The sequence below is a fragment of the Brevibacillus choshinensis genome (assembly GCF_016811915.1).
Taxonomy (GTDB): domain Bacteria; phylum Bacillota; class Bacilli; order Brevibacillales; family Brevibacillaceae; genus Brevibacillus; species Brevibacillus choshinensis_A.
On record NZ_CP069127.1, the window covers coordinates 674,578 to 687,744 of the forward strand.

Here is a 13,167-nt window from a genome sequence, read left to right on the forward strand (position 1 = left end):
TGTATTATAGTATAGCAAGCCATGCGAAGAAAATGATGAGCCGATGGTAGGAGTGCGGGGTTTACTGGGTATTGGTCGAAGTGGTAAAGTAAGGTTATCCTTTTTCATGGTTATCGGGAAAAACAAGGAGTTGTCATATGCGTAAAAAGCTACTGCCTGTCCTGATTCATCGCTTGCCGCAAAATGCGATGTCCCGGACGATGGGGAAAATCACTGCTTCCAGATTTAGTCGATTAGCGATTCAGCGGTATATACGCCATTATCACATTGATTCTACCGTCATTGAAAAGCCGGTAAGCCAATATCGCACCCTGAAAGAGTTTTTCTGCCGCCGCCTCAAACCAGAGGCAAGACCGATCGCCCCAGGTGACCATGTCATCGTCAGCCCGGTGGACGGAACGGTGTCCCAGATGGGAGATATTTGCGAAGGCACTCTGATTCAGGCCAAAGGAAAAGAGTTTGATGTCGTCGAGCTGCTCGGCGGTTCTGCAGAAGAGGCCAAGCGCTATTACGGCGGCAAATTCATCACGATCTATCTGAGCCCGAGAGATTACCACCGCATCCATATGCCTGTGGATGGCGATCTGATCCGCTACTGCTATTTGCCGGGGCGCCTCTATCCGGTGAACAAGCTCGGGATCGAAAATGTGGATCGGCTCTTTGCTCGCAATGAGCGCCTCGTCACTTACATCAAGACCAAGGACATGGGCGATCTGGCGCTGGTGAAAGTCGGAGCCTTGTTCGTGGGGAGTGTGAAAGTTTCCTACAATACCGCGACGACCAACATCAAGCACGGTCGCCAAACCAGCGAGTCGATCGTGGACACCCCGCATTATCAAAAAGGGGATGAGCTGGGCTGGTTCGAATTCGGCTCGACCGTCATCCTGCTGCTCGAATCCAACCACCTGAAGTGGGCGGAAGGCATCGAGAGCGGAAAAAGCCTTCTCATGGGCCAATTGCTGGCGGAGAAGACCGAGTAAGGGATACCTTACTTGATGATGCCAATTGTATAAAAAGCTCCAAGGTTGCTGATTGTCAGCCAACCTTGGGCTTTTTTCGTTGGTATGGAGCTTCGTTTCACTTGTTTCTCCTTTGAAAGTCGGAGAAAGATCCCATAAAGAAACAACATAGAAAATGCTAACAGGGATAGTTTTAAACTGTCTTTGAACGAACGGTGCAGCTGGTCCGAGGAAAAAGCAGAAAAAAGCGCAAGGTATTAGGGACACAGCCGAGGCGGAGGGAAAAAGAGGAACACGCTTGAGCGTCCAACTTGAGACACTGCCCAGATACCAACTGCTTTTGGACGCCGTTCCTCTTTTGGAAAGGAGCCGTGCAGGGATGACCCCCGAGCAAGTGTCCCTACTAACCTGGAGTGTTTTCTGCTTTTTCCTCCTCTCTACCACAGACCGAGCAATATTACCCCGGTAAATCTTTTTTTCCTATGAGAGAAACCCGGTGAAAATTGACTGAACCCGCTCTTTTCAAGTAAGATCAAAGTTATGTGATACGATTCGGAGGTGGAAACATGAGTGCCATTACACGTAAAGAAGTGGAGCACGTAGCTAATCTTGCCCGCTTGCAACTGACAGAAGAAGAAGCGGAGCGTTACACAAAAGATCTCAATGCGATTTTGGAGTTCGCTGCCAAGCTGAATGAACTCGATACATCCAATGTAGCACCTACCAGCCATGCGACGGATGTGAAAAACGTCATGCGTGAAGACGTGAATCGCCCGTCCCTGCCGCGTGAGGAAGTGCTGAAAAACGCACCGGACCACGAAGAAGGACAGTTTAAAGTACCGGCTGTATTCGAGTAATTTCAGGAGAAGAGAAGGGAGGAACCCACTGTGTCGCTGTTTGACAAGCGATTGTCCGAAGTACATAGCGCTCTGCGCGCAAAGGAATTGTCCGTGACAGATCTGGTGCAGGCTTCCATCGCCAGCATCAAGGAGCACGACAACGAAATCAAATCCGTTTTGCATGTAGATGAAGAAGGGGCTCTTGCTCATGCCCGCGGGTTGGACGAGCGTCTGGCCAAAGGGGGCGAAGAGCTGGGGCTGCTGTACGGTCTTCCTGCAGGGCTCAAGGACAACCTCATTACGAAAGATGTGCGCACCACCTGCGCCAGCAAATTCTTGGCCAATTTCGATCCCGTTCATGACGGGACTGTATCCAAAAAAGTGAAAGATGCCGATGCTGTCATCGTGGCCAAGCTGAACATGGACGAGTTTGCCATGGGCGGTTCCAACGAAAACTCCGGCTTCTACCCAACCAAGAACCCTTGGAACACCGAATACGTACCTGGCGGCTCCAGCGGTGGTTCGGCGGCAGCGATGGCTGCACGTCACTTTTACTTTACCCTCGGTTCCGATACAGGCGGCTCTATCCGTCAGCCAGCGGCATTCTGCGGCGTGGTTGGTCTGAAGCCGACGTATGGCCGCGTATCCCGCTTTGGTCTGGTTGCCTTTGCTTCTTCCCTTGACCAGATCGGTCCTGTGACGAAAAACGTGGAGGACTCCGCCTACGTCCTGCAAGCGATCGCTGGACATGATCCGTACGACTCGACTTCCGCGAATGTAGAAGTCCCTGACTTCCTCTCCGCGCTGACGGGAGATGTCAAAGGGCTCCGCATCGGGGTACCGAAAGAGCTGATCGGGGAAGGAATCGATCCAGAGGTCCGCGATGCTGTACTGGCAGCGCTGAAACAGCTGGAGAGCATGGGTGCTACCTGGAGCGAGGTTTCCATGCCGCACACCGAGTATGCCGTGCCTGCTTACTACCTGCTGTCTTCCTCGGAGGCATCATCCAACCTGGCTCGCTTTGACGGCGTCCGCTACGGCGTGCGTGCCGACAATGCATCCAATCTGATCGAGCTGTACAAAGAATCCCGCAGCCAAGGCTTCGGTCCAGAGGTGAAACGTCGCATCATGCTCGGTACGTATGCTCTGTCGTCCGGCTATTACGATGCGTATTACAAAAAGGCGCAGCAAGTGCGCACCCTGATCATTCAGGACTACAACAGCATCTTTGCCGATTTTGACGTCATTCTTCATCCGACCACGCCGTCTACGGCTTTCAAGATCGGGGAGAACGTGGACGATCCGGTCAAAATGTACCTGGAAGACATCTGCACGGTACCGGTCAACCTGGCAGGCTTGCCAGCGATCAGCGTGCCTTGCGGATTCTCGCAAAAAGGCCTGCCGATCGGTCTGCAGATCATCGGGAAAGCGTTTGACGAATCCACTGTGCTGCGCGTGGCTCATGCCTATGAACAATCCGTAGGCTTCCATGCGCGCAAGCCGGAATGGGTGAGGGGGTAAGAGCATGAGCAAGTACGAAACCGTCATCGGCTTGGAGGTCCATGCCGAGCTGTCCACCAACAGTAAAATTTTCTGCGGCTGCAAAACCGAATTCGGTGCGGAGCCCAATACCCATACCTGCCCGATTTGCTTGGGCCATCCAGGCGTGCTGCCCGTGACCAACAAGCAGGCAGTCGAATTCGCGATGAAAGCAGCGCTCGCTCTGAACTGCGAAATTTCCCGCGAGACCAAGTTCGATCGCAAGAACTACTTTTATCCGGATTCTCCGAAAGCGTACCAAATCTCCCAGTTTGACCAACCGATCGGCTACAACGGCTGGATCGACATCGAGGTAAACGGAGAAACCAAACGCATCGGGATCACCCGCCTGCACCTTGAGGAGGATGCGGGCAAGCTGACGCACAGCGACTTCGGCGGCGAGTCTTTGGTAGACTTCAACCGCGTAGGTGTTCCGCTGGTAGAGATCGTATCTGAGCCAGATATCCGTACGCCAGAGGAAGCGCGTGCGTATCTGGAAAAGCTCAAAGCAATCATCCAGTACACCGAGGTATCTGATGTTCGCATGGAGCAAGGCTCTCTGCGCTGCGACGCCAACGTGTCCATTCGCCCGTATGGCCAAGAAGAATTCGGGACCAAGGCCGAGCTGAAAAATATGAACTCCTTCCGCAATGTGCAAATGGGCTTGGAGTATGAAGTCATGCGTCAGACAGAAGTGGTTTCCTCCGGTGGTAAGGTCGTGCAGGAAACGCGCCGTTGGGATGAAGCAAACAAGAAGACATTGACGATGCGTTCCAAAGAAGAAGCGCATGACTATCGATACTTCCCAGATCCTGACCTCGTGCGCATGCAGATTTCCGAAGAGTGGATCGAAGCGGTACGCGCCACGATTCCTGAGCTCCCGGATGCTCGTCAAGCGCGCTATGTCAATGACTTCGGGCTGTCTAAAGACGATGCCGGCGTCATCACGATGTCCAAGGAAACGGCAGATTTCTTTGATGAGACCGTGGGGACAGGGGCAGAGCCAAAAGCGGTCGCCAACTGGCTGATGGTAGACCTCCTGGCTCACTTGAACGCCAATAATCTGGTCTTTGCTGACGTGAAAATGACGCCGCACGGGCTGGGCGAGATGATCAAGCTGATCGCAGACGGCACGATTTCCTCCAAGATCGCGAAAACCGTCTTCAAGGAAATGGTGGAGACAGGCAAAGAGCCGAAGAAGATCGTAGAAGAAAAAGGCTTGGTGCAAATCAGCGACGAGGGCGCGCTGCGTCAGATCGTCGTCGATGCCATCAATTCCAATCTGCAGGCTGTTGCAGACTACAAGTCCGGTAACGAAAAAGCAGCTGCTTTCTTCGTCGGCCAAGTCATGAAGCAAACCAAGGGCAAGGCAAACCCGCCGATGGTGAACAAGCTGATTGCGGAAGTTTTGAAAGAAATGTAAGGCGTGATAAAGAAGCGCTCTCCCGATACAAGGGAGGGCGCTTTTTGTGATGCAGCAAGGTGGGAATCGTCATTCCCACGATGACAGGAGAACCCTACGATAGCCCGTCATTATGTACGTGGTAGAGTGTTTTGCGGCAAGGTAGCCAAAACGGATTCAAGGTCCGCACGCAGCACTTCCATTTCGCTTCTGTTTACCAAAAGAGGCAGAGTACCTGTGGTGACGACTAAGGATTCATCGCCCCTTTCCAGCACCTGTAGGAGTAACTCGTACATCTCCCTCACTTGCTGGATGCTCCATACCGAATGAGTGGAGATGGTTTTCAGCCTGGTCACGGTAAATTCGTTTGCTTCCCTATCCAGCTCTCCGGAGATGATGCTGCCGAGAATGGCATGTTCCATGGTGGTTGCAACTCCTGTCCCGTCTGTTTTCGGTATTATGCCCTTTAGGGTGAATAAATTTTCCATACGGATACGCAAAAGGCTGCACCGCAGCTGAGATTCCAGCGTACAGGGCAGCCCCTTCCTTCGGCCTATCATGCCGTCAGCGCTTGCAGCATATCCTCCATCAAAGCCACGACCTGGCGTTCCTGACCCTCGATCGTCGTGAGCAGCGCGATTGCCTGCTCGTTTTGGGCAGGATCGTTCGGTTCTCCGCCAGCCGGGAACGGGAAGAGAGTGCAGAGCTGAGCGAATCCATCCGCGATCTTTCCATACAAGTCAGAGACTTCCAGGCAGGCGGGGCGAATGTCATCAAAAGCGGGATCTGCCCATGTCTCGGCGATTTCTTTCCAAAATGCGGACGCATTCCGGCGTGCATCCTGTGCGATAGCGAGAGTGTAGGAGTTTCCGTTCGGTTCGATGGTTTTCTTTTCAAACGCATCCAGCCACTTGGCGTAAGCATCCAAGCCATGGGCTGCTCCGCAGGTGGGCTCCTCCCCGTGATAATGGGCGATTGCCATCTGAAGCGCACCGATCAGCATCTGCCGTTGGGTGATTTCAAACGATTCGTCCAGCGCGAGGACAAACAAATCCTCGATCAAGCCGCGGCCTAGATGATCGTACGGGATCGTCGTCTGGTGACCGCAGTTGTCGCCTGCATGCAAAAGCTTTTGTTCGTCATCATATCCGTAAATCAGCCCGAACTCAGGGATAAACAGATCCCATGCCAAGACAGGGTAACCACGATCCACTGAACGATGGATCAACTCCAGCGCTTGCGGGAGCGTTTGGGAGAGCTGTCTTTTTTCACGAGCGTTCGCGCTGAGCAGAGAGGGTTCGACCTGATTGGCGTTGATGCTTGCTGAAGGATTTGGTTTGAATTCGCTGACGGAACGCGAGGAAAAGCCGAGATTGCGGAGGCCTTGCTCCAGCACCCGTCCGAAATCGAACATGGTGGGTCCTGCAATGTGTATGTTTTCCGGCACGACTGTCAATCGGAATGCATGACCGGAAAGACCCATCACCATCGGGAGAGACATGCTGCGCTCGGTTGCGGCCAGCATGCCGTGAAGGGCCATGACGCCAGTCACCCATGTCCGGAGAGAAAAGGCTTCCGGTTTATTCAACACTGCTTTTTTCATATTTCCCGCTTCCTTTCGAGATTGCACGTATTGGTCAACAGCGACACGAGTTTTTTCCTGGATCAGCTTCTTGCGTGAACGCGACAAAACCTGATACACATTGGCTTGGGAAATCTGGAACAGCCGGGCGATTTCCAGCGGAGAGAGATGATCAAAGAAATGAGATTCCACGATCTGCCGCTCCCGTGGATTGAGGCAGTGAAGCATCCCGGTGATCGTCTGGAGCAGCTCCCTGCGCACCAGCACTTCCTCGGGATTCGTATCGGCATCAACCGGCTGCGACCATCTGCGGCCCAAGCGGTGCAGGATGCTGTCCAGGTCCTCCCAGTCAGTGTGCGACGGCTCCGCATGGTCAGAGCGCAGCCCGGAAAAGACGTGCTCGCGCTTTTGGGGATTCTTCTGCAATCGGGTATACGCCTGGTTGCGTACAATGCGATGCAGCCAAGGGAGGAAGCGGCGGCTGTCGATCAAGGTCCCCAGGTGCAAAAAGGCACGGATCAGAGCTTCCTGCACGATGTCTTCCGCCATGAAGGGCTCTTGGGTATACGAGCGAGCGTACCCGTACACTTTGGCACGATGACGCCTGACCAGCTCGCCAAATGCTTCGCGATCGCCTTCCTTGGCCCTCTCTACCAGAATGTCATCCGCAATTCGTTCGTCTTGCTGTTCCTCATGTCGATTCAAGATCAAGGCATCCATCGAAAAACCCCTCGCTAGTTTGTTGACTTGAAACATAGACTTTATCGAAGCGGGTTTTCTGACAAAGTCTCCAAAAAAAATTTTTAAAGCATCCGGAAAGGGATTATTTGTAACGGTTTCCACTCTCCCCTATAATGAAACATACATGCTGGATTGAAAAGGGGGAAGGACAGGTTATGAAACTGATTTCCGTCACGGGGGAGAACGTACCTCCAAGCAAAGGAGGATCTCCTGCAGAGACGTTTGACCGTTCACTTGCTACGTGGGAGGAAAATGGGCAGCAAAAGACACTGACCGTTACCTATGTTCGTTACTTCGCAAAGGTCTTGGCCGAAAAGGGGATTTACGACCAAGAGGCAGAGGGAGTGCCTGTCCATCATCTGGTTGCGCTGTTGTTCGCAGAGAAGAATCCGAACCTTCCGGAAAAACGCCATTACATCAATGATACCGATTCTTTTTTGGAGCTGTTCGAAGGGTTTTCGCTGGCCGCCTATCTGGAGCGCTACCCAGGATTGCTCGCAAAGTCTGCGGTCTAGCCAAAGGGCACATAGCACATAACGCTGGCGGGGCATGCTAAAAGCATCCATTATTTGGAGTTGATGAGCATGCTTCCTTTATTCTTGTCACTGTTCTTGATGAGCTCGATGGAGGGGACGTTCAGGCTTCATGACGGCAGCCCTCGCTTCGTTTTTGAGCAGGCAACGCAAGAGTTCGATGCGTACCTGCAGCATTGGAAAAAAGGCCAGAAGCTTCAGTTGAAGCATCCGTTGTTCAGCTTGTCGGAAGTAGCTTCGGGGCCCACTTCTCTTCAGACGATCGTATTCACGGGAAGAACTGGTGGAATGCCAGGAGAAATTACGCTGGCCTTTTATACGATGGAGGGTGATCAGGTATTTGCGCCGCGGGGAACCGTCCAGACTGTGCGCGTCGATGCCAAGCAGCGTGAGTTTCGTATAGCGGCAGTGGTTCCGCGCTTGCTCGTGGGCCGAGCGGGGATGATCCAGGTGACGTTTGCAGGAGAAGGCGGCAAGCGTGCGGCATATTACGTGAAAGCGGAATTTTAAAGGAAAGAGGCTGTGTCCGCATGCAAGGAGAGGAGGAGTGCGGATGATTGATGTCAAACAGGTCGGCAAACGCTTTGGCCATTTTGCAGCCGTGCAGGATTTATCCTTTCGCGTAGAAGCCGGGGAGGTATACGGCCTTTTGGGCGAAAATGGCGCGGGGAAAACGACAACGATGCGGATGATGGCCACCATCTTGCAGCCGACCGAGGGAGATATCGAGATCAGCGGATTTTCGGTCCGCCGTGATCCGGTGGAGGTGAGGCGGCGGATCGGGATTCTCTTTGGGGGCGATGTAGGACTGTACAACCGCTTGACAGCACGGGAAAACATCGCGTATTTCGGCAGCTTGTACGGACTTGAGCCAGCGAGGCTGCGGGAGCGAATCGACATACTGAGCCGGATGCTGGACATGGAAGAATTCATAGACAGGCGAGTGGGGGCCTTTTCGCGCGGGATGAAGCAAAAGGTGGCGATCGCACGCACACTCGTCCACGATCCGGATGTGATCCTGCTAGATGAACCCTCGACAGGTCTGGACGTGACGGCAGCCAACATCTTTCGGAGAATGGTCAGCCGCATGCAGGACGAAGGTAAGACCATCCTTTTTTCCAGCCACAATATGGGCGAGATCAACAAGCTGTGCAAGCGCGTAGCCCTGATCCACAAAGGACGGCTCCGCTTTGCCGGGACGCTGGAGTGCTTGCGCGAGAAATTCGGGATCGTGGATCTGGACGATATCTTCATGGCAGTGGTGGAAGGGAGCGAGAACTGATGGGCAGGAGTGTCGTCTGGACGGTATTTCAAAAGGAGCTGCTCGATCTGTTCCGCGATCGCAAGACATTGCTGGGGACTTTTTTGGTGCCACTGGTCATTATTCCGTTCGTCTTCTTTTTACTCGGGATGTCCTATAGCAATGTGGAAAAGGAAGCGCGTGCCTACGTGCCGATCGCAGTCGACGGGTCGTCCGGACTGGTGAACGCTCTTCAAAAAATACCCGGCGTCCGCATCCTGAAGCCGGATCAAGCGGAGCAGGCTTTGCAGGCCGGGACGCTTCGTGCCATCATTACGATACCTTCCGATTTTGACGAGCGGGTTCAGGCAGGAGGCACGGCAGATCTGACCGTTGCCTACGACTCCACCAACCAGAAGTCTGTGTACGCGCGGGAAGTGATCGAAAAGACGGTGAAAGCGTACAGCCAGGAGATTGTCGTCAAGCGTTTGAAGCACGCAGGCTTGTCCGAAAAGGCGATTGCGCCAATCACGACCAACTATCAGAACGTCGCTTCGGAGGAAAGGCTGTCCGGGGGAATGCTGGCGGGGATCATCCCGTTGATGCTGGTGGTTTCCTTGGCATCTGGGGGAGTCGCATCTGCCAACGATCTGGTCGCAGGTGAAAAAGAACGCGGAACCCTGGAGTCTTTGATGACAGCTCCTATCGCTGCCAACCATATTTTGACTGCCAAGCTGATGACCGTCATGGTGATGAGCACACTCAGCGCTGCTGCTTCCCTGGTGTCTGTGTCGCTGGTGCTCACCTTCGGCCCATTGGATACGGAGGGTGCCGGATTCTCGCTAGGCTTCTTTTCGCCTGCCACTTTACTTGTCCTGATCCTGACCATCCTGCTCCTGTCAGCCACTTTCGCTGGCTTGGAGCTCGTACTCAGCACGATCGCAAAGTCGTTCAAGGAAGGCCAGACCTACATGAGCGGGGTCATCTTTGCGGCGATGGTTCCGTCTTACATGCTGATGCCGCTCAATCCGGTCGATATTCCCACTTACTACTACGTGCTGCCTGTCTTCAATGGTGTGGCGCTTTGCAAGGAAGTCTTTTACGGCAAAGTCGATCCCCTGCATGCCCTCATCGGACTGGGAGCTTCCTTGCTGTATGTTATCGTGATTATTATGCTGACGTCCCGACTGTTTCGGCGGGAAGGCGCCGTCGTCAAAAATTAAAAAGCCTTAATGGGAAAGACGTCGCGGCTAAGAATGGAAAGCTGGTGAAATTGCGTGAGTCCACTTTATCTAGGGGTCTTGTATGTATTTGTATCTGCTGCTGGCTTCGGCGTCATGTCCATCTTTGCGGTCTACGCTTATGGAGCAGGCGTGTCAGTCTCCACGCTGCTGTTTTTGCGGTTCCTTTTTGCCTCCGCGCTTTTCTTTGGCTGGCTCGCGCTTCGCAAGGAATCCCTGAGACTTCACCGAAAGCAGGCGCTGAGCCTGTTCTGTCTGGGAGGCGTCCTGTATACGCTGCAATCGCTCAGCTTTTTTTCATCGGTTCAGTATATTCCGACATCGATGGCGGCTTTGCTTCTGTATACGTTTCCCGTGTTTGTCGCGATCCTGAGCTACTTCGTGGACAAGGAAAAGCTGCGAAAGAAGACGGTCATCGCGATGCTCATCTCGCTCGTGGGTCTCGGCATGGTGCTGGGACTCTCCTTTGGGGGGATTCGACCGCTCGGGGTCGTGCTTGCGCTGGCTGCAGCCTTGTTTTATTCCGTCTATATCATCACGGGAAATCGGGTGGTGAAAGGACTTTCTCCTTTTGTCACATCGGCGTACATTTCTCTGTTTGCGAGCCTGTCCACGTTTTTGGTGGCCCAAAAAGACGGAGGGATTGATCTTTCTTTTGGTGTGCAAGGGTGGTGGGCACTCGGCGGCATCGTCGTGTTTTCTACGGTGCTGGCCATCAGTACGTTCTTCCGCGGACTTCAACTGATTGGCTCGACAAAAGCCTCCGTCCTCAGCACGTTGGAGCCTGTCGTGACGTTTGCCTTTTCCGCGCTGCTACTGGGGGAGTCGTTTCAATGGCTGCAGCTGCTGGGAGGGGCGGCCGTGCTAGGCGGGGCTGTCCTCATCGTCTCCGGCAGGGAGGAAGGGCCGGGACAAGCATCCTCCGCCAGCAAATCAGCATCGTAGGAAGAGAGCCCTTGCTGCAAGATCGCATAAGGAAAGGCGCTCCCGACGATTAGTTCTCGTGATCGGAGCGCCTGTTTCATGTTAGTCGTTCATTTGAGAGCGGATCATCCAGCCTGCGCCGTATACACCTGCGTCATTGCCCAGGCTCGCTGCCACAATCTGCGTAGACTCCACGACGTACGTAAACGGTACGAAGCGAGCAAATGCCGCGCGGACGCGGGAAAAGAGGAATTCCCCTGCGGCCGCTACGCCACCGCCGATCACGACCTTTGCCGGGTTTAGCAGAATTGCCAAATGGGACAGGGCGAGACCGAGGTAGAGGGAAACCTGATCGACGATCGCTAGAGAAGCAGCATCGCCGTTCACGGCTGCGTCGAGGACGTCCTTTGCCTTGATATCCCCGCGCTTGGCAAATATGGCCGCCAGTACCGGACTGGTTCCGTTCTGTGCTGCCAGCCGGCCTTCGCGGATGATGGCGGTGGCAGAGGTATAGGTCTCCAGGCAGCCTGTTTTGCCGCAGTTACAGATGGAACCGCTGCCAGGCGTCATGGTGATGTGACCGATCTCTCCCCCTACACCGTTGATGCCATGGACCACATTCCCATGGACGATGATACCGCCGCCGACTCCCGTACCGAGCGTGATGGCGACCAGGTCCTTTGCACCTTGTCCGGCACCCTGCCACATTTCGCCCAACGCAGCCATGTTTGCATCATTTTCCACAGCGACGGGCAGGCCTGTCAGCGCTTTCAGTTTATCTCGGAGAGGGACAGGCTTTCGCCAATGCAGATTGACAGCTTGCAAGACGACACCGTTTTTGGCATCGATCGGACCGGGGACGCCAACACCGATTCCCAGAGCCTGTTCTTTGGAATACCCATGTTTTAGAAGCAGTTCTTCTGTCATTTGCGCTATTTTTTGCAAGATACCGTCTTCGCCCTGCGCGACGGGTGTGGGCTCCTGGATTTTGGCCATCAGCTGACCTGCTGGGGTAATCAGGGCCATCTTGATTGCGGTTCCGCCGACGTCCACGCCTACAATGATTTGTTCCACCGACTGTCCCTCCCGTCCATTTTTTTGCCATCTTTTTCTATCTTAACATGCCCAAGACAGCATAGCGATTCCCAAAAATGGCTATACAGGATATGATGGGTACAGAAGCGATAAAATCCGTGAGCGAGGGAAGGAAGAAGGGATCTGCCTTGAAACGAGCCAGATTAATCTACAATCCGAGCTCCGGCCGGGAGATCGTGCGGCGGCGATTGCCGGATATTCTCGATTTGATGGAGTCGGCCGGATACGAAACATCATGCCATGCGACAAGAGGAGAAGATGATGCGACCGAGGAAGCGGCTCGTGCCGTTGCCCGCGGGTATGACCTCATCATCGCCGCTGGCGGAGATGGAACGATCTATGAAGTGGTAAATGGGATGGCGGAGCAAAAAGCACGCCCGACCTTAGGAATAATCCCATGCGGAACGAGCAATGACCTCGCCCGGGCAGTCGGCATTCCGAAATCAATCAGCCGAGCCTGCGAGATCATCACCAAAGGGAAGAAAAAGAAAATCGACATCGGCAAGATCAACAACCGTTACTTTATCAATATCGCCGGTGGCGGCTCACTGACGAATCTGACATACGAGGTCCCGAGCAAGCTGAAGACGATGATCGGACAGATGGCGTACTACGTCAAAGGACTGGAAAAACTACCTTCGCTGCACCCGATTCGCGTCCGCCTAGAAAGCCGCAAAGAGGTGCTATTGGACGAGGAGATCATGATCTTTCTCATCGCCAATAGCCATTCGGTCGGCGGCTTCGACAAGCTGGCACCTGACGCCGATCTGTCAGACGGCAAGCTGGACGTCATCGTGGTAAAGAAGACGAATATCGCAGAGTTTATCCGCTTGGCGACGCAAGCAGTGCGCGGCGAGCATCTGAAGGACCCGAACATCCTCTATTTCCAAGCCGATTACATCAAGGCGACCTCCCCGGGAGGCGAGAATGTGCAGCTCAATCTGGACGGGGAGCTTGGAGGACAGCTGCCTTGCGTGGTGGAGGCTTTGCCAGGTCATATCGAGTTGTTCGTGCCGTAGGAAGATAGTAAAATGAATAACAACTACTGAGGGGATGCCGATGACGCATCCCT

13 protein-coding genes are annotated in these 13,167 nt (G+C 53.9%); 10 read left to right on the forward strand and 3 right to left on the reverse strand.

From position 1 onward, the window contains the following. The first annotated feature begins 137 nt into the window (after positions 1-137). The 4 genes from asd to gatB all read left to right on the forward strand — a co-directional run bounded on the left by asd (position 138) and on the right by gatB (position 4,760). Positions 138-980, forward strand: coding sequence for an archaetidylserine decarboxylase (asd, locus tag JNE38_RS03630; protein ID WP_203355282.1), 843 nt, complete (start codon positions 138-140; stop codon positions 978-980). Between the two features lie 545 nt (positions 981-1,525). Continuing rightward, entirely contained in the window at positions 1,526-1,816 is a 291-nt protein-coding gene (gatC, locus tag JNE38_RS03635; protein ID WP_055747706.1) for an Asp-tRNA(Asn)/Glu-tRNA(Gln) amidotransferase subunit GatC, read from the forward strand. Between the two features lie 30 nt (positions 1,817-1,846). Next, on the forward strand, positions 1,847-3,319 hold the full coding sequence (gatA, locus tag JNE38_RS03640; RefSeq protein ID WP_203355283.1) for an Asp-tRNA(Asn)/Glu-tRNA(Gln) amidotransferase subunit GatA: 1,473 nt from the start codon (positions 1,847-1,849) through the stop codon (positions 3,317-3,319). A gap of 4 nt (positions 3,320-3,323) precedes the next feature. Continuing rightward, positions 3,324-4,760, forward strand: a complete 1,437-nt coding sequence (gene gatB, locus JNE38_RS03645; protein ID WP_203355284.1) for an Asp-tRNA(Asn)/Glu-tRNA(Gln) amidotransferase subunit GatB — start codon at positions 3,324-3,326, stop codon at positions 4,758-4,760. Between the two features lie 110 nt (positions 4,761-4,870). Here gatB and JNE38_RS03650 read toward each other — a convergent pair whose 3' ends face one another. Both JNE38_RS03650 and JNE38_RS03655 read right to left on the reverse strand, forming a co-directional pair. After that, on the reverse strand, positions 4,871-5,161 hold the full coding sequence (locus JNE38_RS03650; protein WP_203355285.1) for a hypothetical protein: 291 nt from the start codon (positions 5,159-5,161) through the stop codon (positions 4,871-4,873). Between the two features lie 134 nt (positions 5,162-5,295). Further along, on the reverse strand, positions 5,296-7,041 hold the full coding sequence (locus tag JNE38_RS03655; RefSeq protein WP_203355286.1) for an RNA polymerase sigma factor: 1,746 nt from the start codon (positions 7,039-7,041) through the stop codon (positions 5,296-5,298). Between the two features lie 176 nt (positions 7,042-7,217). Between JNE38_RS03655 and JNE38_RS03660 the strand changes: the two genes are divergently transcribed. From JNE38_RS03660 to JNE38_RS03680, 5 genes are all read left to right on the forward strand, one after another. Then, complete coding sequence (locus tag JNE38_RS03660) at positions 7,218-7,577, forward strand: hypothetical protein (RefSeq protein WP_203355287.1); 360 nt, start codon at positions 7,218-7,220, stop codon at positions 7,575-7,577. Positions 7,578-7,646: 69 nt separating this feature from the next. Then, the gene (locus JNE38_RS03665; RefSeq protein ID WP_203355288.1) at positions 7,647-8,105 is read left to right on the forward strand and encodes a hypothetical protein; all 459 of its coding nucleotides are present in this window, start codon (positions 7,647-7,649) and stop codon (positions 8,103-8,105) included. A 43-nt stretch (positions 8,106-8,148) separates the two neighbouring features. After that, complete coding sequence (locus JNE38_RS03670; protein ID WP_203355289.1) at positions 8,149-8,877, forward strand: ABC transporter ATP-binding protein; 729 nt, start codon at positions 8,149-8,151, stop codon at positions 8,875-8,877. After that, the gene (locus tag JNE38_RS03675; protein WP_203355290.1) at positions 8,877-10,058 is read left to right on the forward strand and encodes an ABC transporter permease; all 1,182 of its coding nucleotides are present in this window, start codon (positions 8,877-8,879) and stop codon (positions 10,056-10,058) included. Before JNE38_RS03670 ends, JNE38_RS03675 begins: the two co-directional genes overlap by 1 nt. Before the next feature lie 54 nt (positions 10,059-10,112). After that, positions 10,113-11,021, forward strand: coding sequence for a DMT family transporter (locus JNE38_RS03680; RefSeq protein WP_203355291.1), 909 nt, complete (start codon positions 10,113-10,115; stop codon positions 11,019-11,021). Positions 11,022-11,102: 81 nt separating this feature from the next. Here JNE38_RS03680 and JNE38_RS03685 read toward each other — a convergent pair whose 3' ends face one another. Next, on the reverse strand, positions 11,103-12,074 hold the full coding sequence (locus tag JNE38_RS03685) for an ROK family glucokinase (protein ID WP_203355292.1): 972 nt from the start codon (positions 12,072-12,074) through the stop codon (positions 11,103-11,105). 149 nt (positions 12,075-12,223) lie between these two features. Here JNE38_RS03685 and JNE38_RS03690 point away from each other — a divergent pair, with 149 nt between their 5' ends. After that, positions 12,224-13,114 (forward strand): diacylglycerol kinase, encoded by an 891-nt coding sequence (locus tag JNE38_RS03690; RefSeq protein WP_203355293.1) that lies wholly within the window; start codon positions 12,224-12,226, stop codon positions 13,112-13,114. The last annotated feature ends 53 nt before the right edge of the window (positions 13,115-13,167 follow it).